Source organism: Nocardiopsis halotolerans DSM 44410 (assembly GCF_000341065.1).
In the GTDB taxonomy this organism is placed as follows: Bacteria; Actinomycetota; Actinomycetes; order Streptosporangiales; family Streptosporangiaceae; genus Nocardiopsis; species Nocardiopsis halotolerans.
Window position 1 is genome coordinate 14,403 of the sequence record NZ_ANAX01000048.1, and the last position, 23,891, is coordinate 38,293.

Annotated in this window: 18 protein-coding genes and 2 pseudogenes; 11 read left to right on the forward strand and 9 right to left on the reverse strand. The window is 72.3% G+C overall.

From position 1 onward, the window contains the following. The first annotated feature begins 309 nt into the window (after positions 1–309). Complete coding sequence (locus D455_RS0103715; protein ID WP_017569425.1) at positions 310–963, forward strand: nitroreductase family protein; 654 nt, start codon at positions 310–312, stop codon at positions 961–963. Further along, positions 960–1,922: an EamA family transporter gene (locus D455_RS0103720; protein WP_017569426.1), complete on the forward strand. Its 963-nt coding sequence runs from the start codon at positions 960–962 to the stop codon at positions 1,920–1,922. The genes D455_RS0103715 and D455_RS0103720 overlap by 4 nt, the downstream gene beginning before the upstream one ends. Here the strand turns inward: D455_RS0103720 and D455_RS0103725 are convergent. From D455_RS0103725 to D455_RS0103750, 5 genes and pseudogenes are all read right to left on the reverse strand, one after another. Continuing rightward, a complete protein-coding gene (locus tag D455_RS0103725; protein WP_017569427.1) occupies positions 1,839–4,775 on the reverse strand; it encodes a glycoside hydrolase family 2 TIM barrel-domain containing protein in 2,937 nt (978 codons plus the stop codon). The two genes, D455_RS0103720 and D455_RS0103725, sit on opposite strands and share 84 nt — an antisense overlap. A gap of 1 nt (position 4,776) precedes the next feature. Continuing rightward, a pseudogene (locus tag D455_RS29095) lies at positions 4,777–6,916 on the reverse strand (alpha-galactosidase). Beyond that, entirely contained in the window at positions 6,913–7,812 is a 900-nt protein-coding gene (locus D455_RS0103740) for a carbohydrate ABC transporter permease (protein ID WP_017569430.1), read from the reverse strand. The pseudogene D455_RS29095 and the gene D455_RS0103740 overlap by 4 nt, the downstream one beginning before the upstream one ends. Continuing rightward, the gene (locus D455_RS0103745) at positions 7,809–8,780 is read right to left on the reverse strand and encodes a carbohydrate ABC transporter permease (protein ID WP_017569431.1); all 972 of its coding nucleotides are present in this window, start codon (positions 8,778–8,780) and stop codon (positions 7,809–7,811) included. Before D455_RS0103745 ends, D455_RS0103740 begins: the two co-directional genes overlap by 4 nt. Positions 8,781–8,799: 19 nt before the next feature. Then, entirely contained in the window at positions 8,800–10,092 is a 1,293-nt protein-coding gene (locus D455_RS0103750) for an ABC transporter substrate-binding protein (protein WP_017569432.1), read from the reverse strand. Positions 10,093–10,304: 212 nt separating this feature from the next. On the opposite strand from D455_RS0103750, the gene D455_RS0103755 reads away from it, so the two are divergent. The 5 genes and pseudogenes from D455_RS0103755 (at position 10,305) to D455_RS0103775 (ending at position 15,494) form a co-directional block, all read left to right on the forward strand. Continuing rightward, complete coding sequence (locus D455_RS0103755; protein ID WP_017569433.1) at positions 10,305–11,099, forward strand: DeoR/GlpR family DNA-binding transcription regulator; 795 nt, start codon at positions 10,305–10,307, stop codon at positions 11,097–11,099. Then, positions 11,096–12,178: a galactose-1-phosphate uridylyltransferase gene (gene galT, locus D455_RS0103760; protein ID WP_017569434.1), complete on the forward strand. Its 1,083-nt coding sequence runs from the start codon at positions 11,096–11,098 to the stop codon at positions 12,176–12,178. The genes D455_RS0103755 and galT overlap by 4 nt, the downstream gene beginning before the upstream one ends. Next, complete coding sequence (galE, locus tag D455_RS0103765; RefSeq protein ID WP_017569435.1) at positions 12,175–13,137, forward strand: UDP-glucose 4-epimerase GalE; 963 nt, start codon at positions 12,175–12,177, stop codon at positions 13,135–13,137. The genes galT and galE overlap by 4 nt, the downstream gene beginning before the upstream one ends. Before the next feature lie 40 nt (positions 13,138–13,177). After that, a pseudogene (galK, locus tag D455_RS29100) lies at positions 13,178–14,292 on the forward strand (galactokinase). Between the two features lie 287 nt (positions 14,293–14,579). Then, entirely contained in the window at positions 14,580–15,494 is a 915-nt protein-coding gene (locus tag D455_RS0103775) for a Gfo/Idh/MocA family protein (RefSeq protein ID WP_017569436.1), read from the forward strand. A gap of 47 nt (positions 15,495–15,541) precedes the next feature. Here D455_RS0103775 and D455_RS0103780 read toward each other — a convergent pair whose 3' ends face one another. Then, on the reverse strand, positions 15,542–15,820 hold the full coding sequence (locus D455_RS0103780; protein ID WP_017569437.1) for a GlsB/YeaQ/YmgE family stress response membrane protein: 279 nt from the start codon (positions 15,818–15,820) through the stop codon (positions 15,542–15,544). A 246-nt stretch (positions 15,821–16,066) separates the two neighbouring features. Between D455_RS0103780 and D455_RS0103785 the strand changes: the two genes are divergently transcribed. Together D455_RS0103785 and D455_RS0103790 are read left to right on the forward strand one after the other, a co-directional pair. Continuing rightward, a complete protein-coding gene (locus D455_RS0103785; RefSeq protein WP_017569438.1) occupies positions 16,067–16,468 on the forward strand; it encodes a helix-turn-helix domain-containing protein in 402 nt (133 codons plus the stop codon). A 58-nt stretch (positions 16,469–16,526) separates the two neighbouring features. Further along, on the forward strand, positions 16,527–17,630 hold the full coding sequence (locus D455_RS0103790) for an NAD(P)-binding domain-containing protein (protein ID WP_040684388.1): 1,104 nt from the start codon (positions 16,527–16,529) through the stop codon (positions 17,628–17,630). A 67-nt stretch (positions 17,631–17,697) separates the two neighbouring features. Here D455_RS0103790 and D455_RS0103795 read toward each other — a convergent pair whose 3' ends face one another. From D455_RS0103795 to D455_RS0103805, 3 genes are all read right to left on the reverse strand, one after another. Next, entirely contained in the window at positions 17,698–18,312 is a 615-nt protein-coding gene (locus tag D455_RS0103795) for an ATP-dependent Clp protease proteolytic subunit (protein WP_017569440.1), read from the reverse strand. Next, positions 18,309–18,968, reverse strand: coding sequence for a ClpP family protease (locus tag D455_RS0103800; protein WP_017569441.1), 660 nt, complete (start codon positions 18,966–18,968; stop codon positions 18,309–18,311). The genes D455_RS0103795 and D455_RS0103800 overlap by 4 nt, the downstream gene beginning before the upstream one ends. Before the next feature lie 422 nt (positions 18,969–19,390). Further along, on the reverse strand, positions 19,391–19,867 hold the full coding sequence (locus tag D455_RS0103805) for a MarR family winged helix-turn-helix transcriptional regulator (protein ID WP_017569442.1): 477 nt from the start codon (positions 19,865–19,867) through the stop codon (positions 19,391–19,393). A 249-nt stretch (positions 19,868–20,116) separates the two neighbouring features. On the opposite strand from D455_RS0103805, the gene D455_RS0103810 reads away from it, so the two are divergent. Together D455_RS0103810 and D455_RS0103815 are read left to right on the forward strand one after the other, a co-directional pair. Continuing rightward, positions 20,117–23,062, forward strand: coding sequence for a Na+/H+ antiporter subunit A (locus D455_RS0103810; protein WP_026122286.1), 2,946 nt, complete (start codon positions 20,117–20,119; stop codon positions 23,060–23,062). Further along, on the forward strand, positions 23,059–23,889 hold the full coding sequence (locus D455_RS0103815; RefSeq protein WP_017569444.1) for a Na(+)/H(+) antiporter subunit C: 831 nt from the start codon (positions 23,059–23,061) through the stop codon (positions 23,887–23,889). The genes D455_RS0103810 and D455_RS0103815 overlap by 4 nt, the downstream gene beginning before the upstream one ends. The last annotated feature ends 2 nt before the right edge of the window (positions 23,890–23,891 follow it).

Sequence of the window (23,891 nt, forward strand, 5' to 3'; positions counted from 1 at the left end):
GGGCCCCGCGGGCTCACGCTCCCGGCGGGGCGGTCGGGGCGAGGTCAGGCCACGGCCCGGGACGTGGGGGAGACCCGGACGCCGCACACGGTGGCCTCGGACGCGGTCATCGACCCCACCTCCCGCTTCCTCCCGAACGAGCACGAACGCGGACCACTGTACGGGGCGGCGACCACGTGGTGCCACACGCGCGGAAGGGCACGCCGTCTCCCCGTGGCGACCGGTCTCCGCACCGGCCCCTTGACGGACCGGAGCACTCCGCCCTAATCTTTCGACATCGAAATGTTCGATATCGAAAGGTCGTTGTCGATGAGCAGGCACCTCCCCGTGGCCGAGATCATCCGCTCCCGGCGCAGCGTCCGCCGGTTCCTCCCCGACCCCCTCCCCGCCGCGTTGCTCGACGAACTCCTGGACATGGCCGTGGAGGCCCCCTCCAGCTGGAACTTCCAGTCCCGCTCGGTGGTCGCGGTCCGCGATCCCGACAACCGCGAGGCCCTCGCCCGCGCCGCGAACGGCCAGCGCCAGATCCGCGAGGCGCCCGTCACCCTGGTCTTCGTCGCCGAGAACGACTCCTGGCGCGGGGCCCTGGACGAGATCTGCGGGACGGCCGTGCGCAACGGGGCGTGGAACGACGACTTCGCCCGCACGACCGCCACCGTCGGAGCCGACTTCCAGGGCGACCTGGCCGCGCGCGGGCTCCTCCGCGAGTACGCGGTCAAGGACGCCATGATCGCCGCGACCTACGTGATGCTCGCCGCCGCCGACGCGGGGCTGGGCACCTCCCCCATGAACGGCTGGGACGAGGCCGAGGTCGGGAAGGTCATCGGCATCGACCACCGGGACGACCTCTCCGTCGCCCTCCTGCTCTCCGTCGGCCACCCGGCCGAGCGCAGGGCCCATCCCGGACGCCGGTCACGCGAGCACGTCGTGTTCGGCGAACGACACGGAAGGACACTGGTGTGAGCCGCGGACGCCTCGCCCTGGACTCCCTGATCACGGCCCTGGCCCCGGCCGTGTGGGGCAGCACCTACCTGGTCACCACCGAACTCCTGCCGCCCGACCGCCCCCTGCTCGCCTCCGCCGTGCGCGCCCTGCCCGCCGGACTGGTGCTGCTGGCCGTGACGCGGACCCTGCCCTCGGGCACGTGGTGGTGGCGCGCCGCGGTCCTGGGGACGCTCAACATCGGCGTGTTCCTCCACCTGCTCTTCGTCACCGCCTACCTGCTGCCCGGCGGCGTGGCGGCCCTGGTGACCTCGGTGCAGCCGCTGCTTGTCCTGGTGCTGGCCGCACTTCTGCTCGGCGACCGGATCCGCCCGGTCCACGTCGTGGCCACCCTGCTCGGCGCGACGGGCGTGGCCCTGCTCGTCCTGGGTCCGGAGGCCGCGCTGAACCCGGTCGGGGTGCTGGCCGGGCTGGCCGCCGCGGCCTCCATGGCGACCGGGGTCGTGCTCACCAAGCGGTGGGGCCGCCCGCCCGGCGTGGGTGTCCTGGCCATGACCGGCTGGCAGCTGACCGCGGGCGGGCTCCTCCTGACCCCCGCGGCGCTGCTGGTGGAGGGGCTGCCCGACCGCGTCACCGTGCCCAACGTCCTCGGGTTCGCCTACCTGGGCGTGGTCGGCGCCCTGTTGGCCTACGCGATCTGGTTCCGGGGCCTGGAACGCCTGCCCGCGGTCGCCGTGTCCTTCCTGTCCCTGGCCAGCCCGCTTACCGCCGCGGTCCTGGGCTTCCTGGTGCTCGGGGAGACCCTCACCCCCGTCCAGGGCGCGGGCGCCCTGGCGGCGGTCGCGGCGGTGGTGCTGGTCCAGCTCGCCTCCGCGCGGCGACCGCCGCCCGAGGAGTCAGCCGACCGGGGTGAAGGCGAGCCCCAGCCGGTGGCTCCCGGCCGTCAGGACGTGCCCGGGAAGCACGCCGGGACCGCATGAGGCCGTGCCGACACCGTGGTGCGCCCCGTCCAGGTGCAGGTGGATCCGGTCACCGGGCACCAGCTCGTGGGGGTGGTCGGCCGCGTCGAGCGCCGCCGGGTCCCAACGGCGCGCGGTGAAGTCGAACACCGGATCACCCTCCACCCGCAGCCCCGTTCCGTCCGGGGCCCGCAGGACGAGCCACCGGGCGTCCGCGCGGTTGCCGTTCTCCTGGGGACGCAGGTAGGGGGTCTGGAGACCGTCGACCGTGCTGGTGAACCGGCCGACCCTCGCGGCCTGGGACACGTCCCGGTAGGCCTCGCCGGGTCCGCGCCCGAACCACTCCGCCTCGCCCAGGGAGGAGGGCACGGCCATGCGCACGCCGAAGCGCGGCAGCGGACAGGGCCACTCCCCCTCCGCCTCGGCCTCCACGGTCAGCAGCAGGCGCCCTCCTTCGGAACTCCACCGGTGGGCGGCGCGCATGCCGAAATCCTCGGCGGCCGGGGCCAGCCTGGTCCGGACGACGAACGCGTCGCCCTCCCACCCGGTGGACAGCAGGCGCACGGTGAGGCGGTCCAGGCCGTGCTCACGCCACGGGACCGCCACGGACACCCCGTGCCGGGCCACGTCGTTGTCGGTCGGAACGCGCCACAGGTCCACCACGGGCGTGTCCACGCGCAGACCGCCGACGGAGAGCAGCGCGCCGGTCTCCGCGTCCAGCAGGCCCGGGCCGATCCGCACGGTCCCGTCACTGGTGGCGGACGGCTTCGCCGGAGCGCTGGCGGCGGAGGCGGCGGCCGTCGTCGGGCCGTCCTTCGGAGCGCCGATCCTGGCCTGCCCCCAGGCCAGTTCGTGTCCGGCCGGCGCCCAGGGCTGGTCGTCGGCCAGGCGGACGGACACGGTCAACCAGGTCTCCCCCGAGGAGCCGGCGGCCCCGGACGCCTCGGGCGGTGCGGGCAGCGGCACGTCGGCGGTCTCTCCGGGGGCGAGCACGGGCACGTCCAGGGCCCCCTCCCCCAGGAGCGCCCCCTCCTCCTCGACCCGCCACACGAAGGCCAGACCCGAGGTGTCCCGGAAGTCCCAGGTGTTGGTGACACGGACGCCGCCGCCCTCGGGGTCGGGGACCACGCGCACGGGTTCGATGGTCCTGGCGTAGGCGGCCAGCCCCGGGCTGGGCGTGCGGTCGGGCAGCAGCAGGCCGTCCGCGACGAAGTTGCCGTCGTGCAGGACCTCGCCGAAGTCGCCGCCGTAGGCGAACCACTCGGTGCCGTCCGGCTCCCTGCGGCGGACCCCGTGGTCGATCCACTCCCAGACGAACCCGCCCTGGCAGCGGTCGTGCCGTTCGAAGAGCCGCTGGTACTCCTCCAGCCCGCCGGGACCGGTGCCCATGGCGTGCCCGTACTCGCACAGGATGAAGGGCAGTCCGCGCCGGTGGGCGTCGGCCCCCGGGTCGGCCGTCTTCGCCTCCTCCCTCCTGCCGATGGCGTCCACCTCGTCGTGCGGCGCGTACATGCGCGAGTACACGTCCACGTACGGGCTGTCCCGGTCGCCCTCGTAGTGGACCGGCCGGGAGGGGTCGCTCCCGCGCGTCCACTCCGCCATGGCCGCCAGGTTCTGCCCGGTTCCGGCCTCGTTGCCCAGGGACCACAGGATGACGCTGGGGTGGTTGCGGTCGCGCTCGACCGTGCGGCGCATCCGGTCGAGGTAGGCCTCCCGCCAGCGCGGATCGTCGGAGGGGTTGCCGCGCCACCCCACCTCCTCGAACCCGTGGGTCTCCAGGTCGCACTCGTCCACGACCCACAGGCCCAGCTCGTCGCACAGGTCGAGGAAGTCGGGGTGGGGCGGGTAGTGGCTGGTGCGCACCGCGTTGACGTTGTGCCGCTTCATCAGCAGCACGTCCTCGCGCATGGTCTCCCACGGCACGGCTCGACCGTGGTCGGGGTGCCACTCGTGCCGGTTCACCCCGCGCAGCAGCAGCGGGCGCCCGTTCACGCGCAGCAGCCCGTCGGACACCTCCACGGTCCGGAAGCCCGTGCGCGTGCGGACCCGCTCGCCGGGAGCACGGACCTCCAGGTCGTAGAGGCGTGGCACCTCGGCCGTCCACGGTTCCACCGCGCCGACCTCGTGGTCCACACCGGTCGCGGCGTCCACCAGGCCCAGTTCGGGGACGCTGACCAGGGCGTCGGCCCTCCCCCGCACGTCGACGCGCAGGGTGCCCGTCCCGGTGGTGTGGTCGTAGGCGGCGTTCACGGCGAGGGTGTCGATCCCGTCGGAGGGGCGGGACAGCAGGGTGACGTCGCGGAAGATCCCCGACAGCCACCACATGTCCTGGTCCTCCAGGTAGCTGGCGGCCGACCACTGGTGGACGCGGACCGCCAGGGTGTTGCGCCCGGGGCGCAGCAGGTGGCCGACGTCGAACTCGGTGACCAGGCGGCTCCCGGTGGAGAAGCCCAGTTCGGTGCCGTTGAGCCATGCCCGGAAGCAGGAGTCGACCCCGTCGAAGCGCAGGACCGCCGCCCCCTCGGGCCACTCCCCGGGCAGGTCGAAGACGCGGCGGTAGTCGCCGGTCGGGTTGTCGTCGGGCACGTGCGGCGGGTCGATCGGGAAGGGGTAGGAGATGTTCGTGTAGGCGGGGGCGCCGTGTCCGTGCATCTGCCAGTGGGCGGGCACCGGCAGGTCGGACCATCCGGAGTCGTCGTGGTCGGGCGCCTCGAACCCGTCGGTGTCGGCGCGGGCCCCGGAGAGCAGACGGAAGCGCCACGTGCCGTTGAGGTCCAGCGTCGGGGCGTCGGAGGTGAAGCGGGCGCGGGGCGCGCGGGCGCCCCGGGAGGGGGCGAAGTCCTCCAGGTAGGCGGGCTTGCGGGTCGCGGGCACGTCAGGCCTCCCTCAGGTGCAGGAGCAGGGCTTGGGACGGGTTGAGGTTGGGCAGCTGCACCCCGGAGCGGACGAGCACCGCGCCCGGCACGGTCACCCCGCCCTCGGCGAACCACTCCGGCGGCACCCGCTGCGTGGTCGAGGGCGGTCCCGCCACCTCCCGCCGGGTCAGGCGGTAGGCGCGGTCCTCGCGTAGGCCGGGCAGGCGGACCCGGCCCGGCAGGGCGCGGGTGGAGGTGGCCAGCCGCGCGTACCGGAACACCGCCTCGCTCCCGTCCTCGGCGACCACCCCGTCGAGCTGCTCGGCGGGGTCGGGGGCGTCGGCGTGCACGGGCGCGCCCGAGTGCAGCAGGGGGCGCAGCTCCTTGTACAGGTCGATCCAGGAGGCCAGCGCGTCCAGTTCGTCGTCGGTGCACCGGGTGACGTCCCACTCGATACCGGCGTGGGACAGGAGGCTGGTCAGGCAGCGGAAGGACAGGTCGGCGCCGCGTCCGGTCGTGTGCGCGGTGCGTCCGCCGACGTGGCTGCCGACCAGCTCGGGCGGCAGNGGTCCAGCGCTGGACGGCCAGCCGTTCCAGGGGGTCGTTGGTGTCGGAGGCCCACACGCGGTCGGTGCGCTCCAGGATCCCCAGGTCCACGCGTCCGCCGCCGGAGGAGCACGACTCGATCTCCAGACCGGGGTGGCTCGCCCGCAGCTGGTCGAGGAGCTCGTAGACGGCCAGGGTCTGCCGGTGGGTCCCCGCGGCGCCGGTGGGCGCGTGCACGGGTTCGAGCAGGTCCCGGTTGTGGTCCCATTTGAGGTAGTCGGGCCGGTACTCGGTGACCAGGGCGTCCAGGTGCTCGAACACGTACCGGAAGGCCTCGGGACGGGACAGGTCCAGGAGCTGCTGGTTGCGGCTGGGCGGGGCCGGGCGCCCCTCCTCGGCCAGGACCCACCCGGGGTGGGCGCGCATCAGGTCGGAGTCGGGGTTGACCATCTCCGGCTCCACCCACAGTCCGACCTGCATGCCCAGGGAGCGGACGTGGTCGAAGAGCGGGTGCAGGCCGTCGGGCCACACGCCGGTGTCCACGGTCCAGTCGCCGAGTCCGGCGGTGTCGTCGCGACGGCCCCGGAACCAGCCGTCGTCCAGCACGAACCGCTCCACACCGATCCGGGCCGCGGTGTCGGCGAGCCGGGTGAGCGTGTCCAGGTCGTGGTCGAAGTAGACGGCCTCCCAGGTGTTGAGGACCACCGGGCGCGGGGAGGAGGGGTGTCCGGGCCGGGCGCGCAGCCAGCGGTGGATCCGGGAGGACATCCCGTCGAGCCCCCGGTCGGACCAGGAGAGGAACACCCACGGCGTGGTGTGGGAGGCCCCCTGGTCGAGGCGGACCTCGCCGGGGTGGAGCAGCTCGCCCCCCGCGATCACGCCGTCGGCCTGCCCGGCGCCCTCGGGGAGGCGTTCGGCCAGGTGGACGTGGTCGCCGCTCCACGCGGTGTGCACGCCCCACACCTCGCCGCCGCGGAAACCGAACCCGCGGGTCCCGGCGGTGAGCAGCAGCGGTGCGTCGTGGCCGGTCCGGCCGCGGCGCGAGGCGCGCAGCCGTGTGCCCGTCGTGAGGTCCTGGCGCTGGGGCGAGCGCTCGCGGCACCAGCGTCCGGTCAGGTCGAGGACCTCCTCCGCCTCGCGGGGCAGGGGCAGGGTGACGCGGAGGGAGTCCAGGGTCCACGGGGCGGGGTCGGTGTTGGTGACCGTGTTGCGGGCGCGGACCAGCCCGGAGGCCTCCATCCGGAGTTCGCACCGCAGCGCGAGCCCGGCGGAGTCCGCCAGGACGGTGAGGGCGCCGCCCACCCCGGGAGCGGCGTCCTCCAGCGGTTCCACGGTGACCTCCCGGACGGTCCACTCCGGGAAGGTGACCCGGCCCTCGTGGTGTCCGGAGATCCCGGGGTGGCCGCGCCAGCCCTCCCCCTGGGTGGGCACCAGAGACACCCGGCGGGGCGTGTCCACGTCGTTGTGCGCGGCGGCGGGCGCCGCGACGGCGGCGAGTCCGTCGGTGTCGGGCAGGGCGGCGCCCCAGTGCAGGACGTGGGGAAGCCCGGTTCCGGGCACGCCGAGGACCAGGGAGGTCCCCGCGGCGCTCAGGTGGATGGTGCGGTGGGTCATCCCTTGCTCGCTCCCAGGGTGAGTCCGGCGACGAAGTGGCGCTGCAACACGAAGAACACGATGAGCGTCGGCAGGGCGACGATCATCGACCCGGCCGAGAGCAGGTTGTAGTCGATGAAGAAGGCGCTCTGGAGGTTCTGGAGCGCGGTGGTGATGGGCAGCTTGTCCCCGCTGGACAGCAGTGCCAGCGCCCAGAAGAAGTCGTTGTAGATCCAGGTGACCAGCAGCGTGGCCAGGGCGGCCAGGCTCGGGCGGCACAGCGGGAGCACCACCTTCCAGTACTGCTGGAAGACCGACGCCCCGTCCACCCGGGCCGCCTCCAGGAGGGAGGAGGGCATGGCCTTCATGAAGTTGCTCAGCACGAACGTGCAGAACCCGATCTGGAAGGCCGTGTGGATGAGGACGATGCCGATGTGGCTGTCGTAGAGGGAGCCGGACTCGCTGATCCAGTACGGCAGCGGGATGGAGGTGTAGAGCCGGAACAGCGGGACGAGCAGCGCCTGGGCGGGCAGCAGGTTCGCGGCCAGGAACACCGCGAGCATCGTCAGGTTGAACCTGCGGGAGTGGTTGGACAGGACGAACGCGGCGCAGGAGGACAGGAACAGCGTCAGGAGCACGGCCGGGACCGTGATGACCACCGAGTTCCAGAAGTACGTGGGGAGCTCGCCCTCGTTCCACGCGCGGGCGTAGTTGTCCAGGGTGAACCCGCCCAGGGACAGGTAGCCGTGGACGGCGGTGTGGTCGTAGTCGCGGAACGAGTTGATCAGCGCCCACAGGATGGGGAAGAACCAGGCCAGCGCCGTCGTGACGAGGAAGGTGTGCAGCACCACCCGGGCCGGGCGGATCCTGCGGCGGCGGTGCTGCCGGGGAGCGTCGGGGAGGGTCGTGGCGGTCACCGGTAGGCCTTTCTCAGCATGGTGGACACGTAGACGGTGATGAACACCAACGAGATCAACAGCATGATCACGGCCAGCGCCGAGCCGAAGCCCACCCGGCTGGCCTCGCCGATGACGTTGGAGGTCACCAGCGCCGATATCAGCTCCAGGCCGTTGCGGCCCCGGTTGATGATCCACACGATGTCGAAGGCGCGCAGCGCGTCGATGACGGTCACGACGAGCACGACCAGGTTGATGGGCAGCAGGGCCGGGAAGACGACCTGGGTGAACGTGCGCACCGGTCCGGCGCCGTCGATGGCGGCGGCCTCGCGCAGGGACGGGTCGACCGCCTTCAGGCCGGCCAGGTAGAGCAGCATGATGTAACCGGTGTGCCGCCAGCTGGCCGCGACCAGGACCGCGTACAGGTTGATGTCGGAGTCGCCGAACCAGTCCACGGGCGGGGCGTCGGCGACCACGGCGAGGAAGGCGTTGAGCAGTCCCTGGTCACGGGAGTAGACGAGCTGCCAGATGAACCCGACCAGGGCCAGCGACAGCACGACCGGCATGTAGAAGACGCTCTGGTAGAGCGCTCCGCCGCGCATCCGCCGATCCAGCAGCACGGCCAGGAACATGCCGAGGACCGTGGGGACGGCGAACAGCACCACCAGCCAGACGAGGTTGTTGCGCAGCGCCGGTTCGAACGGCGGGTAGATCGTGAACGCGTCCACGTAGTTCTGGGCGCCGATCCACTCGATGGTGTCCAGGCCGCCGATGCCGTCCCAACGGGTGAACGACAGGAGGACGGTGACCGTCGCGGGCAGCCACACGAGTCCCACCACGAGTGCGGCGGGCACGCCCAGCATCAGCGCGAGGGTGATCCGGTCCCCTCGGCTGTTGCGCAGGCCCGCGCGTCCGCGTGCGGTGGCGCGGGGTGACGTGGCCCGTCCGGGGGCCCGGGTACGAGGCGGTGAGGGGGCGTTCGACACCACACCTGCTCTCCCTTCTGGTTCAGCGGCCGAAGATGGAGACCTTCTGGCGCTGGATGCTGGCGGTCAGGTCGGCGATGTCGTCCGGCTGGCTGACGAAGCGCTGGAGCGCGGGGATCATGACGACGGACGCGAAGTCGGGACGGGTGTCCCGGTCCATGTACTGGGTGAGCGCCTCGGCGTCGTCGACCATGGCGTCGACCTTGGTGTCGAGGGGGCTGAACTCGCTGGTGTCGGCGTCCAGGTGGGTGGGGAGTGCCTGCGGGTCGATCGCGGTGTAGATCTCCTGGGCCTCCAGGGTCCCCATGTGCCCCACGAGCGCGCGGGCCCCGTCGGGGTTGCGCGGATTCCCGGAGAGCATGAACCCGTCGATGGGGGCCTCCACGGCGCTGGCCCCGATGGCGGGGTCGAACTCGGGGAAGGCGAAGCAGTCCAGGTCGTCCAGGTCCTCCTCGGGGAAGGCGTGGGTGATGAACATGCCGCACAGCATCATCCCGGCCTCACGGCGGACGAGGGCCGTCTGCGCCTCGTTGATGCCCCGGCCCAGGGAGTCGGCCTGGTGGTGGGGCAGGAGTTCGGCCCAGGCACCGAAGACGCTCCTGACCTCGGGTGAGTCCCAGGAGTGGTCGCCGTTGAGCAGCTCCAGGTGGAACTCGGGGCCGTTCAGCCGCAGGTTGAGGTGGTCGAACGTGCCCATCGCGGGCCAGCCCTCGCGGATGCCCGAGGCCAGGGGCGCGATCCCGTCCGCGCGCATCCGCTCGCACAGGGCGACGAACTCCTCGCGGGTGGTGGGGACCTCGTACCCCCTCTCCTCGAACAGGCTCCTGCGGTGGAAGACCGCCCAGGGGGCGGTGGAGTCGGGGACCATGTACTGCTTGCCGTCGTCGGCGGTGCACAGGCTCCGCACCTGGTCGGTGAAGACGTCCCGGAAGTGCTGGTCCCAGACGTCGGTGACGTCGGTGATGAGGTCGCGTTCGGCGAAGAAGCGCATCCGGTAGCCCGCGAACCAGCCGATGACGTCGTCCGGGGTGCCCTGGAGGTAGTTGTTGACGCTCTGCTGGAAGGGGGTGGACTGGAAGGTGTTGATCTCCACGGTCAGCCCGGAGTCCTCCTCGAAGAGTCCGACGCTCTCGGCGATGGCCTCGCGCTGGGCGGGGTTGGCCCGGTTGGAGGCCATGGTGACCAGGTTCGGATCACCGCGTCCGCTCCCGCATCCGGCCAGTCCGGGCAGTGCCAGCAGCGTCCCGGCACCGGCCAGCCCTCGCAGCAGGGTGCGGCGCCGCAGGCCCGGTGGTCCCGCAGGTCTGTGGTGCATCGGGGATCCCTCCGAACAGGGGGTGGAACACGTGTGAACGCAGTCACACGAACGTTTTAATCATGGTGGGGACTCATTCCCGGCCTGTCAACAGCTACCAACGCTTTCCAACAGCTTTCCCTGGAAAAACCCACAGACATTGACACCGACACGGAACATGCAACACTGGAACCAACACGTTCAAACATTCTCCGATCACGCCTGGGGGGCGGATGCTGGCTGCGCAACGGCAGGAGCTGATCCTCGAACAGGTGCGGCGCACCGGGGCCGTACGGGTCGCCGAGCTCGTCGAGGACCTCGCGGTGTCGGACATGACCGTGCGCCGCGACCTCGACGCCCTGGAGGGCCGGGGCGAGCTGCGCAAGGTGCACGGCGGGGCCGTCGCCCCGGACGGCGCCCGCACGGAGGAGCCCGGCTTCGAGGCCAAGTCCACCCGCCAGGAGGACGAGAAGCACGCGATCGCCCGGGCCGTCGCCGAGCTGGTCGAACCGCACAGCGCCGTCGGCCTGTCCGCGGGCACCACCACCGCCACCGTCGCCGAGTACCTCACCGAGACCCCCGGGCTCACGGTCGTCACCAACTCCCTGCGCGTGGCCGAGGTGTTCCACCGGGCCGCGCGCCCCGACCAGACCGTGGCGCTCACCGGCGGCTTCCGCACGCCCTCCGACGCGCTCGTGGGTCCGCTCGCCCTCGCCTCCATCCGCGGCCTCAACCTGGACACCCTCGTCCTGGGCGTGCACGGCATGCAGGAGCGCAGCGGGTTCACCACCCCCAACCTCATGGAGTCCGAGACCAACCGGGCGCTGGTGGAGGCCGCGGCCTCCCTCGTGGTCGCCGCCGACCACAGCAAGTGGGGCACGGTCGGCATCAGCACGATCGTGCCGCTGGAGCGCTGCGACGTTCTGGTCACCGACTCCGGGACCGACCCGGCGGTCCGGGCGACCCTGACCGAGCACGTGGGCCGACTGGTGGTCGCCGACGTCCGACCGAGAAAGGAGGACGGATGAGGAGGACCTCGTCGCGCCTGGCCGACGGCCGCGAGATCGTCTACTTCGACGAGGGCGACACCGTCCGCGAACCCGCCCCCGACCTGCGCGAGCTCCCCCCGTCCGCGACGGGCGCGGAGATGCGCTTCGACCCCCTGCTGCGTGAGTGGGTGGTCGTGGCCTCCCACCGGCAGGGCCGCACCCACCTGCCCTCCAGCCACGACTGCCCGCTGTGCCCCTCCGCGGAGGGGCGGCTGACCGAGGTCCCGGCCTCCTCCTACGACGTGGTCGCCTTCGAGAACCGCTTCCCGTCGCTGGTCGCCGACGACGGCCGGACCCTGGAGGACGTCGGCGAACTGGAGGCGTCCCGGCGCGTGGCCGCGGGCCGCTGCGAGGTGCTCGTCTTCGGCTCCGACCACGACGCGTCCTTCGCCGACCTGCCCCCCGAGCGGGTGCGCACGGTCATGGCCGCCTGGGTCGACCGGACCGAGGCGCTTTCGGCGACGCCGGACGTGGAGCAGGTGTACTGCTTCGAGAACCGGGGGCCCGAGATCGGGGTGACCCTGCACCACCCGCACGGGCAGATCTACGCGTTCCCCTTCGTCACCCCCCGCACGCGGCGGATGCTCGACTCCGCCGAGGAGTACCGTGCTCGCACCGGGAGCTCCCTGTTCGCCGACGTGCTGCGCGCCGAGCAGAAGTCCGGGACACGGGTGATCGCCCGGACCGAGCACTGGACCGCCTTCGTCCCGGCCGCGGCCCGCTGGCCCGTGGAGGTGCACCTGTACCCGCACCGCCAGGTGCCCGACCTGCCCGCGCTCTCGGAGGACGAGCGCGAGGACTTCGGCCACCTGTACCTGGACGTGCTGCGCCGCTTCGACGCGCTCTACGACGCGCCCCTGCCCTACATCTCCGCATGGCACCAGGCGCCCGTGCACGACCGGCGCGACCTCGCGTACCTGCACCTGGAGCTGTTCTCGGTGCGGCGCGCGCCGGGCAAGCTCAAGTACCTCGCCGGAACCGAGTCCGGCATGGGCGCGTTCATCAGCGACGTCGCACCCGAGACCACCGCCGAGCGGCTCCGGGAGGTCGCGCCGTGAAACTGCTCGTCACCGGCGGCGCCGGTTACGTGGGAAGCGTGGTGACCGCCCTGCTGCTGCGGGAGGGCCACGAGGTGACCGTCCTCGACGACCTGTCCACCGGCCACGCGGACGCCGTACCCGAGGGCGCCCGTCTGGTGGTCGCCGACGTGCGCGAGGCGGCCGACGTGCTGGACCCCTCCGTGGACGCCGTGCTGCACTTCGCCGCGAAGTCGCTGGTGGGCGAGTCGGTGGCGGACCCGGGACCGTACTGGCGCACCAACGTGTCCGGAACCCTGGCACTGCTGGAGGCCGTGCGGAGGCACGGGGTGCGGAGGCTGGTGTTCTCCTCCAGCGCGGCCACCTACGGCGAACCCGCCTCCGACGCGCCGATCCGCGAGACCGACCCGGCGGTACCCACCAGTCCGTACGGCGCGAGCAAGCTCGCCGTCGACCACATGCTGGAGTCGTGGTCGCGGGCCCACGGGCTCGGTGCGGTGAGTCTGCGGTACTTCAACGTGGCCGGCGCCCACCTGGGGTGCGGCGAGCGGCACGACACGGAGACCCACCTGGTGCCGAACCTGTTGGGGGTGGCCGCCGGGGAGGGCGGGCACGCCACGGTGTTCGGCACCGACTACCCGACGCGGGACGGGACGGCGGTGCGCGACTACCTGCACGTCGCCGACCTGGCCGAGGCGCACCTGCGCGCCCTGGAGCACGCACGGCCCGGCGTCTTCCGCGTCCACAACCTGGGGACGGGCGGCGGGCACAGCGTGCGCGAGGTGATCGAGGCCGTCCGCCGTGTCACCGGGCGGCCGGTACCCGTGGTGGACTCCCCGCGCCGCGCGGGCGACCCGGCCGTCCTGGTCGCGGCCAACGACCGTGCCCGTGGGGAACTGGGCTGGGAGCCGGTGCGCACACTGGAGCAGACCGTCGCCGACGCCTGGGAGTTCACCCTGGCGCGCCGGAACGCGGTCTGACGGGGAACCGGACCAGCAGTCGGACAAGGAGACAGGCCGCATGGAGGACGTGACGACCGCGTTCCGCTCGGCGTTCGGGTACGGGCCCGAGGGCGTGTGGACCGCTCCGGGGCGGATCAACCTCATCGGGGAGCACACCGACTACAACGACGGGTTCGTGCTCCCGTTCGCCCTGCCCCAGGCGTTGACGGCGTCCGCCGCCCGGCGCGCGGACGGCGGCGCGCGGTTCCGGTCCCGGCAGTCCGCTGAGGGGTTCGGGGCCCGGGTGCCCGACCTGCTGCCCGGCACGGTGGAGGGGTGGGCCGCCTACCCCGCGGGGGCCCTGTGGGTCCTGCGGGACGAGGGGTACGCGGTGGACGGGCTGGACCTGCTGGTGGACAGCACGATCCCCACCGGAGCGGGCCTGTCCTCGTCGGCCGCGCTGTCGTGCGCGACCGTCCTGGCGGCCACCTCGCTGCACGGAACCCCGCCCGAACCCGCCGAGGTGGCCCGGCTGGCCCAGCGGGTGGAGAACGACTTCGTGGGCATGCCGTGCGGGATCCTGGACCAGTCCGCGTCCATGCTGTCCGAGGAGGGGCACGCCCTGTTCATGGACACGCGGACGATGGAGGTCGAGCAGGTGCCCTTCGCCCCCGGGGCGGAGGGGCTGACCGTGCTGGTGATCGACACCCGCGCCCCGCACCGGCTGGTGGAGGGCGCCTACGCCGACNGCGCGCCCTGGGGGTGGCGGCCCTGCGGGACGTCACCGACCTGCCGCGGGCCTGGTCCGCGCTGACCGACGACGTGTCGCGCCGCAGGGTGCGCCACGTGGTGACCGAGAACGCGCGGGTGCTCCAAACCGTGGACATGCTGCGCTCCGGACGCACGCGGGAGGTGGGACCGCTGCTCACCGCCTCCCACGCCTCGCTGCGCGACGACTACGAGGTCAGCGTCCCCGAGGTGGACACCGCCGTGGACGCGGCCCTGGCCGCCGGGGCGCTGGGGGCCAGGATCACCGGCGGGGGGTTCGGCGGCTGCGTGATCGCCCTTGTGGAAACCGACCGCGTGGAGGCCTGTGAGAAGGCCGTGCGGGCGGCCTACCAGGAGCGGGGTTTCGCCGAACCGGCTGTCTTCGGGGCCGTCCCGTCGGCGGGGGCGCGCCGCGTCCACCCCTGAGCCGCCGGGGTTCGGGCGTCCACGGGGTTCCGGAGGGGCTGGGGGCGGGACTGCGGGGAACGAGCAACCTCACCGGAGGCGCCGCCGTCCCTCTTCGACCCCGTTCCCGTCCTTCGGACGCACGAACAAGGGCGAGTGCCGCGTGCGGCGTCCGCTGAGGGGTGGTGGCGGACGACGGGCGGGCCGAAGCGGAGCGGAGCCCGAAGGGAACGCAACGGGGCGCCTCCGGTCATGGGAGCGCTTCCATAGACAATGGTGAACGGTCGGAAAGTGACGAGGGAGGACGCATGGGTCTCAGATTCGGACTACTGGGCACGGGTTACTGGGCCGCGGAGACGCACGCCGCGGCGCTGGACAAGCACCCGGACGCCACCATCGCCGGGGTGTGGGGGCGCGACCACGCCAAGGCGGCGGCACTCGCCGAGCGGTACGGGACCACGGCCCACGAGGACTTCGAGGCGCTGCTGGCCGAGGTGGACGCCGTGGCGATCGCCCTGCCGCCCCACATCCAGGGCGACCTGGCCCTGCGCGCGGCCCAGGCCGGGAAGCACCTGCTGTTGGACAAGCCGGTGGCGCTGTCGACCACCGCGGCCGACGCCGTGGTCGCGGAGACGGAGGCGCGCGGGCTGGCGTCGGTGGTGTTCTTCACCAACCGCTTCTCCGAGAACGTGGCGGAGTTCGTGGACGAGGCCGCCGGGCAGGGCGGCTGGGACGGGGTGCGGGCGACCCTGTTCGCGTCGATCTTCCAGCCGGACAACCCCTTCGGCGCCTCGCCCTGGCGCAGGCAGAAGGGCGGCCTGTGGGACGTGGGTCCGCACGTGCTGTCGCAGGTGCTGCCGGTGCTCGGCCCGGTCACCCAGGTGACGGCGTTCGCCGGTCCGCGCGACACCGTGCACATGCTCACCCGGCACGAGGGCGGCGCGGTCGGCTCGTTCGCGGTGACGCTGGACTCCGCTCCCGAGGCGATGACCTTCGAGGTCGTCCTGCACGGCGAGCGCGGCTGGGTGCCGGTGCCGAACGGCGACCGGACCCCGGTGGAGGCGTTCGGCGCCGCGATCGACCGACTGGTGAAGCAGGTGGAGGGCACGGTCGGCGACCCGTGCGACGTGCGGTTCGGCCGCGACGTGGTGGCCGTGCTGGAGGCGGCCGAGGCCTCGGTGCGCCTGGGCAGGGCCGTGGGCGTGGACGAGGCCGCCGGATAGGCACCCGGCGGCCCGACGGCACCACACGACCGCGCCCGGTGCGGGGCCTACACGGTCCTGCCCCGGGCGCCCTTGCTGCCCCGGGAGTAGAAGCCGTCCGCGAGGTAGACGATCGCGGCGGCCACCAGGATCTGGACGATCAGGGTGATGATCCACCCCGCGCTGAAGAGCCCGGCGGCGATCCAGCCGCCGACGAAGGCGGCCACGATGCCCAGGACCAGGGTGAGCCAGATGGGCAGGTGTTGCTTTCCGGGGACGACGAGGCGTCCCAGTGCGCCGATGATCAGTCCGACGATGATCGCGCTGATGATTCCGGTGATCTCCATGGGTTCCTCCCGGATGTTGACGCGCTCTCCCCCTGCCCTCTCCGTGCACGGGAAAACGGGAGGGACACACCCCGGGAACGAAGATTTGGCCTGCTCCTGACCTGAGCCTTTCCTTCGTCTGCAAGTGCGTTCCGGCCCGGGCGCCCGTTTCTGCCGTGCGCAGAAGGCCTGTGGACGGCTCCCCCTCCGCCCGCCCCCGGCGTAGGCTCGACGGGAGACCGTCGCGCACGAACGTGGAGGCCCCCGATGACCGACGTCCTACGCTCCCTGGACGAGGCCCGCGTGGGCGGGCGCGCGGAGGAGCCGGAGGATCCGCTCATGCGCGACCTCATCGGCGACCTGCTGCGGCGCACCCGGACCGAGCAGGGTCGCACGCTGCGCGACGTGGCGGAGGACGCCCAGGTGTCGCTGCCCTACCTGTCCGAGATCGAGCGCGGGCGCAAGGAGGCCTCCTCCGAGGTGCTCGCCGCGATCTACCGGTCGCTCGGGCTCAACCTGTCCGACGTGCTGGGCGAACTGTACGAGCGGACCGTGGCGGTCCGGCTCCGGCGGACGGGCGCCGGCCTCGGCGACTACCGGCCCGCGGGCACCACGCTCCCCGTCGCCGCGCCCGCCCGGAGGGCCCAGGTCATGTCGCTGGCCGCCTGACGACCGGGGCCTCCACGGCCGCCGGAATCCCCCCGGCGGCGGCGCTGTTGGCAGACGCGTGGGACGAGACGAGGACGCGCGGCCGGTGGAGGTCGTGGTGATCGGCGCGGGACAGGCAGGACTGTCGGGCGCCCACCACCTGCGCCGTGCGGGACTGGTGGCCGAACGCGACTTCGTGGTCGTCGACCACAACAGCGGTCCCGGAGGCGCCTGGCGGCACCGCTGGGACTCGCTGACCACCGAGACCGTGAACGGCGTGCACTCCCTGCCCGGGATGCCGTGGTCGGCGCCGAGCCGCGCCGCACCGGTGAACGTCGTCGTCCCGCGGTACTTCGCCGCCTACGAGCGCGAGTTCGACCTGCGCGTACACCGCCCCGTGAGCGTTCGCCGGGTCGGTGACGGACCCGACGGGCGCCTGCGGGTGGAGACCACCGACGGAACCTGGTCGGCGCGCGGTCTGATCAACGCGACGGGCACGTGGGAACGCCCGTTCTGGCCGCACTTCCCGGGCCGTTCGTCCTTCCTGGGACGCCAGGCGCACACCGCCGACTTCGCGGGCGGTGCCGAGTTCGCCGGACAGCGCGTGGTGGTGGTCGGCGGCGGGGGCTCCGCCGTGGACATGCTGCTGGACCTGCTGGGCGTGGCGCGCGACATCACCTGGCTGACCCGCCGCCCGCTGAACCTCATGACCGGCCCCTTCACCCCCGAACACGGACGGGCCTCCGTCGCGGTGATCGCCGACCGGGTGCGTCGCGGCGAGGCGCCCGGCAGCATCGTCAGCGCCACCGGGCTGCGCCTGCCGCCGGAACTGGCCGACGCCGTGGACGACGGCCGCGTCACGCTGGGACGGACCTTCGACCGGGTGACCCCCGACGGTGTGGCCTGGGACGACGGCCGGTTCGTCCCCGCCGACGCCCTGCTGTGGGCCACCGGGTTCCGGCCGAGTGTCGCCCATCTGGGCCCGCTGAACCTGCGGGAGCCCGGCGGGGGGATCCGGGTGGAGGGCACCAGGGCCGTCGCGGACCCGCGGGTCCACCTGATCGGCTACGGCCCCACCGCCAGCACGATCGGCGCGAACCGCGCCGGGCGCGGCGCCGTCCGCGAGCTCGCCGACCACCTGGGTGGTTTCCGCGTCGCCGAGGAGACTCCTCCTGCGGGCTGAGCGACGGCCGGCCTCCACCACCCTCGGCGGACGGGCTCCGGGGCCGCGGAGCGGCCCCGGACGGACCCTAGGCGGCGGCGCTCCGGGGCAGTTCCCGGGTCGTGATGATCCCGTCCACCAGGCCGTACTCCCTGGCCTGTTGGGCGGTGAGGATCTTGTCCCGGTCGGTGTCGGCGCGCAGCCGCTCCTGCGTCTGCCCGGTGTGCCGGGACAGGATCTCCTCCACCTGGGAGCGGACCCGCATGATCTCCCCGGCCTGGATCTCCAGGTCGGCGGCGACCCCCTGGCCCTCCCCGGAGGGCTGGTGCAGAAGGACCCGCGCGTGCTCCAGGGCCATCCGCTTGCCCGCCGTGCCCGCCGCCAGCAGCACCGCCGCGGCGGAGGCCGCCTGACCCATGCACACCGTGGACACGTCCGCCCGCACGAACCGCATGGTGTCGTAGATGGCGGTCAGGGCGGTGTTCGAGCCGCCCGGCGAGTTGATGTAGAGCTGGATGTCGGTGTCGCTCGACTCGTGGTCCAGGTGGAGCATCTGCGCCATGACCACGTTGGCGACGTCGTCGTCGATCGGGGTGCCCAGGAAGATGATCCGTTCCGACAGCAGTCGGCTGAACACGTCGAAGGACCGTTCGCCGTGGGGCGTGCGCTCCACCACCATCGGCACCGTGTAACGACCGCTCACCGGTCCCCTCCCCTCACGTACGTGGCGAACCCGGGGGAGTGGGAGGCCAGCCGGATACCGTGGCCGTCCATCTCCGACACGGACGCGACCACGTGGTCGACGAACCCGTACTCCCTGGCCTCCTGCGCGGTGAACCAGGCGTCGCGGTGCTGGTCCCGGGCGATGGTCTCCTCGGTCTGGCCGCTGTGCCTGGCGATCAGCCGCACCATGGTCTGCTTGGTGTGCGCGAGGTTCTCGGCCTGGATCGCGATGTCGGCGGCCGTACCGCCGAGGCCCCCGGAGGGCTGGTGCATCATGATCCGCGAGTGCGGCAGGCTGTAGCGCTTGCCCGGCGTACCGACGCAGGCCAGGAACTGGCCCATGCTCGCCGCGAACCCCATGACCAGGGTGGACACGTCGTTGGGCACGAAGTTCATCGTGTCGTAGATGGCCAGTCCGGCCGAGACCGAGCCGCCGGGGCTGTTGACGGCCAGCGTGATGTCCCTGCGTGGGTCCTCGTCGGCGAGCAGCAGGAGCTGCGCGCACACCCGGTTGGCGCTGGTCTCGTCGACCTGCGTGCCCAGCATCACGATGCGGCTGCGCAGCAGGCGCGCGGCCAGCTGGTCGTCGAAGGCACCGCCGGAGGTCTCGTCCGAGGCGGCGGCATGGGTCGACATGGCACTCTCCCTTCCCCGGCCCCCGTGGCCGGTGAACCCAGCCTGCGGCGCCGGAGAGGGCGACTTCCAGCGTTTCGGCCGGGGGCAGATCTGCCGAGGGCAGAGGCCCCGCACGGGTTCCGGGTCAGGCGTTGCGCACGAGGCGGTCGACCACCTCGTGCGCCCCGGCGCGGATCCGGTCCACGCCCATGCCCCGCGTCCGCCGCTGGTGGACGCGGAGCGCGTCCTCCAGCGGGGTGAGCAGGGCGTCGGCCAGGTAGGCGGGTCGGCCTCCGGGCGGACGGTCGGCCCGGGCTCGGGCTCCACGGTCACGTGGTCGGGGCCTTCCGGAGAACTCGTCCCTCGCAGGCCTGCCACCCCATACGTCGCGGTATCGGCCCGGAGAACGAGAGTCGAACGCTGACCGAAACTCCCCCTGCTGTTCAGGTCTCGTCGAGGGCCTCGCGCAGGTCGCGCAGGAGGGTGAGCACCAACGGGCGCAGTGACGGCCTTATGGCGTCGAACACCTGGCGTTGTTTCCGCTCCATGTCCCCGCGGCGGGCCGCCAGCACGCGCTCTCCCTCCTCGGTGATGGTCACCACGGTGCTGCGCTCGTCGCGTAGGGAACGACGGCGCGCCATCATGCCCTTGCGTTCCAGCTGTTGGATCATGCGGGTGGCGGAGGGAGACGAGACACCGACGATCTGGGCGACGGCACCGACGCCGGGACTGTCCATGCCGCGCACCGCCTCCATGAGCAGCGCCTGCGTGAGAGTGAGATCCTCGGCACCCCGATGGCCGTGCCCACTGCGTGAGCGGGCATGGATCGCCGCGTTGATGAGTTCGGTCCAAGCGCGCTGAAACTCCTCGAGCTCGCAGTCATCGGGCTCGGCACGGGTCTCATGGGTCTCGTCGGGCACGAAACGGTCCTCGCAGGCTGGGCGGGCACCGCGGGTCCACAATCCGCGCGGTGGTTTGACGTTTGTGTAGCTTAGCTATTAAATAGCTTGGGCACGCAAGTTCACATACATCCTTGCCCCCGTCAAACCGGAGCGACACCCCCGTCCACTGATTCGGTTGTGGGCGACACGGACCGCTGCCGGGGGCAGTGGACGTCCGCCCACGACGGGGCGGGCCCGGATCGGTCCGGGAGGGGCGCATTGACAACAGTGCTGATCGCGCATTTCATCGCAGCTGCGGTCGCGCCGTTACTGGTGCGTCTGTGGGGCCGTAACGCCTTCTTCGTGCTCGCCGCGGTCCCCGGCGTGTCCACCGTCTGGGCCCTCTTCCAGGTCCCCGCCATCATGCGCGGCGAGGCACTCTCCAGCTCCATGGCCTGGGCGCCCGAGTTCTCCCTCCGGCTCGGCCTGTACATGGACGCCCTGGGCCTGGTCATGACGCTCATCGCGGCGGGCGTGGGCGCATTGATCCTGGCCTACTGCGCCCGCTACTTCGACGACTCCGAACCCGGACTCGCGCGCTTCGCCGGTGTGTTCGTCGCCTTCGCCGGGGCCATGCTCGGCCTGGTCCTGGCCGACGACCTCATCCAGCTCTTCGTGTACTGGGAGCTGACCACGGTCTTCTCCTACCTGCTCGTCGGCCACAACTCCGAGCTCAAAGAGAGCCGCCGGGCGGCGATGACCGCCCTGACCGTGACCACCTTCGGCGGCCTGACGATGCTCGTCGGCATGATCATGCTCGGCGAGGCCGCCGGAACGTACGTGATCTCGGAGATCGTCGCCGCGCCGCCCAGCGGCACCCTCGTCGACGTCGCGCTCGTCCTCCTGATGGTCGGCGCGATGTCCAAGTCGGCGCTGCTGCCGTTCAGCCTGTGGCTCCCCGCCGCCATGCGCGCCCCCACGCCGGTGTCCGGCTACCTCCACGCCGCGGCGATGGTCAAGGCGGGCGTCTACCTGGTGGCCCGGATCACTCCAGCCTTCCACGACGTCGCCGTCTGGAAGTACACGGCGCTGTTCTTCGGCACGCTCACCATGATCCTCGCGGGCTGGAAGGCGCTGCGCCAGTTCGACCTCAAGCTCCTTCTGGCCTACGGAACCATCAGCCAGCTCGGCTTCCTCATCGCCCTCCTCGGCGCCGGGACCCAGGCGGGAGCCATCGCCGGGATCTCCATGCTGATCGCGCACTCGCTGTTCAAGGCGCCGCTGTTCCTGGTGGTCGGCGTCATCGACCACAGCACCGGCACCCGCGACCTGCGCGAGCTCTCCGGCCTGCGCCGGTCCATGCCCGGCACCCTCTGGATCACGGTTGTGGCGCTGGCCTCCATGGCGGGGCTGCCGCCCACCCTCGGGTTCGCCGCCAAGGAACTGGCCTTCGGCACCTTCGACCACGGCGTCGTCGACATCGCCGTCCTGACCGGCCTCGTCCTGGGCTCGGTCCTCACCGTCGCCTACAGCATGCGCTTCCTGTGGGGCGCCTTCTGGGACAAGGAGGACGTCACCCCCACGCCGGTCCACTCCCCGGGCCCGCTCTTCCAGGCGCCCGCCGCGGTGCTGGCCGGACTCGGCCTCCTGGGCGGCCTGCTCTCCACCCTGGTGGACCCCTTCCTCGCCGTGTACGCCGACAGCGTCCCCGTCGCCCCGGGCTCCGAGGCCAAGCACCTGGCCCTGTGGCACGGTCTGGAGCTCCCCCTGCTGCTGTCGGCGGTGTGCGTCGTCGGCGGTCTGGTGCTGTTCCGCCTCCGACACGAGGTCGTGTGGCTGGGCACCAGGACGGCTCTGCCCGACGCCGACCGGATCTACCGCCGGATGCTCGCCTGGCTGGAGACCTTCGCCCTCCAGGTCACGGGCCGCACCCAGCGCGGTTCCCTGCCGATCTACCTCGGCACCATCCTGGTCACCCTGGTCATCGCCGCCGGATGGTGGATGGTCGGCGGCCAGATCTGGGAGGGGGACTATCCGGACCTGCGCCTGTGGCACAGCCCCGTGCAGCTCATCCCGGCCGTGACCATCGTCGTCACCGCCCTGATGACGCTGTTCGTACGGCGCCGCCTGTACGCGGTGGTCCTCGTCGGAACCGTCGGCTACGGCATCGCCGTCCTCTTCTACATGATGGGCGCGCCCGACATCGCGCTCACCCAGTTCCTCGTGGAGACCGTCAGCCTGGTGGTCTTCGTCCTGGTGCTGCGCCGCTTCCCCTCCCGCTTCTCCGCGCCCGCGCTGCGCGGACGCCGGATGTGGAACCTGGCCCTGGGCCTGGCCACCGGCGTCGTGGTCGCGTCGATGTCCTGGTTCGCCCTGGTGGGCCGCCAGGAGCCGTCCATCTCGGAGGGCTACGTGGACGCGGCCAAGGAGGCGGGCGGCGACAACATCGTCTCGGTCCTGCTGGTCGACGTCCGCGCCTGGGACACCATGGGCGAGATCTCCGTGCTCGCCGCGGCCGCCGCCGGTGTGGCCAGCCTGATGTTCGTGCGCCGCCGCGTCCAGCCCCGCAAGACCCCGGGCGGGCTGATGGCCCTGTCGGTCACCGAGCCCCCGCCGCCCGCCGACGGCCGGAGCGAGCTCGACCTCGGCGGACTGCGGTTCGCGCCGCGGAACATGCACGTCGAACCCCGTTGGGAGCGCACCTGGCTGCCGGGCGCCGACGCCCTGCCCACCGAACGCCGGTCGGTCATCTTCGAGGTCGTCTCACGCTTCCTGTTCCCCGTGGTCATGGTGATCTCGGTGTACCTGCTGCTGACCGGGCACACCGCGGTCGGCGGCGGGTTCGCGGGCGGCATCGTCGCGGGCCTGGCGTTCATCGTCCGCTACCTCGCCGGAGGCAGGTTCGAGCTGTACGCCACCGCGTGGGTGCAGCCGGGCGCGCTCATCGGCACCGGTCTGGCCGTGGCCACCGGCACCGCGCTGGGCGGTGCGGTCTTCGGTACCGACGTCCTGGCGGGCGGAGACGCCTACATCGACTTCTGGATCCTGGGCGAGGCCCACGTCACGGTGTCCCTGCTCTTCGACTTCGGCGTGTACCTGCTGGTCATCGGATTGGTCCTGGACATCCTGCGCAGTCTCGGCGCCCGTATCGACGAGCAGATCGAGCGGGACGCCGCGCACGAGGAGGAGACCGAGAACGGCTCCACGGCACGCCCCGAGGAGGTCATCTCGTGAACGAGTCACCCAGCCTGCTCCTCGTCGTCGTCATCGGTGTCCTCGTCGCCGTGGGAGTCGTGCTCCTGCTGGAACGCAGCCTCACCCGCGTGCTGCTCGGCGTCATCGTGCTGAGCAACGGCGCCAACCTGATGATCCTGTCCATGGCGGGGGAACCCGGCGGTCCGCCGCTCCTGTGGTTGACCGACCCCGAGGGGATGACCGATCCGCTGCCGCAGGCGATGATCCTGACGGCGATCGTCATCACCCTCGGTATCACGGCTTTCCTGCTGGCCATGGCCTACCGGACCTGGCAGCTGGAGGGCAACGACGAGGTCCAGGACGACGCCGAGGACATCCGCATCGTCCAGGGCGAGGGCCGCCGGGCCGTGCGCCAGCGCTTCAAGAAGGAGCGCCGCAGGCTCCAGGCCGACATCCGGCGCCAGCGCGCCGAACTCCAGGCGACCATCGCCACGGCCGACGCCCGGGAGCTGGCCGAGCAGGCCCGCATCAAGGCCGAGATCGCACGGGCACAGGCCGAACTGGCCCGCTACGAGCTGGAGGCGGAGGAGAGCGCCCCCGACGAGAAGTCCCGCGAGACCATGCGCCGTCTGAGCGACCGCGCGGAGTCCATGACCGCCCAGGTGCAGGAGCTGCGCGGACACATCCGCCAGGGGCGCAGGCGCCTGCGCGAACACCGGCGGGCCGACCGCGCCGCCGAGCGCGAACTGTGGCGCGAGCTGCGCCGCCGCATCCGCTCGCAGCGGCGCCAGGCGCGCCAGGCCATGCGCGCCGAACGCGAACGCCTCGCCCGTGCCGAGGACAGCGACCTCCAGGGGAGTGAGTGACC

Bases quoted from the DNA above. Each gene is read 5' to 3' on its own strand.
- D455_RS0103715 (WP_017569425.1), top strand. From the start codon at position 310: ATGAGCAGGCACCTCCCCGTGGCCGAGATCATCCGCTCCCGGCGCAGC.
- D455_RS0103750 (WP_017569432.1), bottom strand. From the start codon at position 10,092: ATGCACCACAGACCTGCGGGACCACCGGGCCTGCGGCGCCGCACCCTG.
- D455_RS0103755 (WP_017569433.1), top strand. From the start codon at position 10,305: ATGCTGGCTGCGCAACGGCAGGAGCTGATCCTCGAACAGGTGCGGCGC.
- galT (WP_017569434.1), top strand. From the start codon at position 11,096: ATGAGGAGGACCTCGTCGCGCCTGGCCGACGGCCGCGAGATCGTCTAC.
- D455_RS0103775 (WP_017569436.1), top strand. From the start codon at position 14,580: ATGGGTCTCAGATTCGGACTACTGGGCACGGGTTACTGGGCCGCGGAG.
- D455_RS0103780 (WP_017569437.1), bottom strand. From the start codon at position 15,820: ATGGAGATCACCGGAATCATCAGCGCGATCATCGTCGGACTGATCATC.
- D455_RS0103785 (WP_017569438.1), top strand. From the start codon at position 16,067: ATGACCGACGTCCTACGCTCCCTGGACGAGGCCCGCGTGGGCGGGCGC.
- D455_RS0103800 (WP_017569441.1), bottom strand. From the start codon at position 18,968: ATGTCGACCCATGCCGCCGCCTCGGACGAGACCTCCGGCGGTGCCTTC.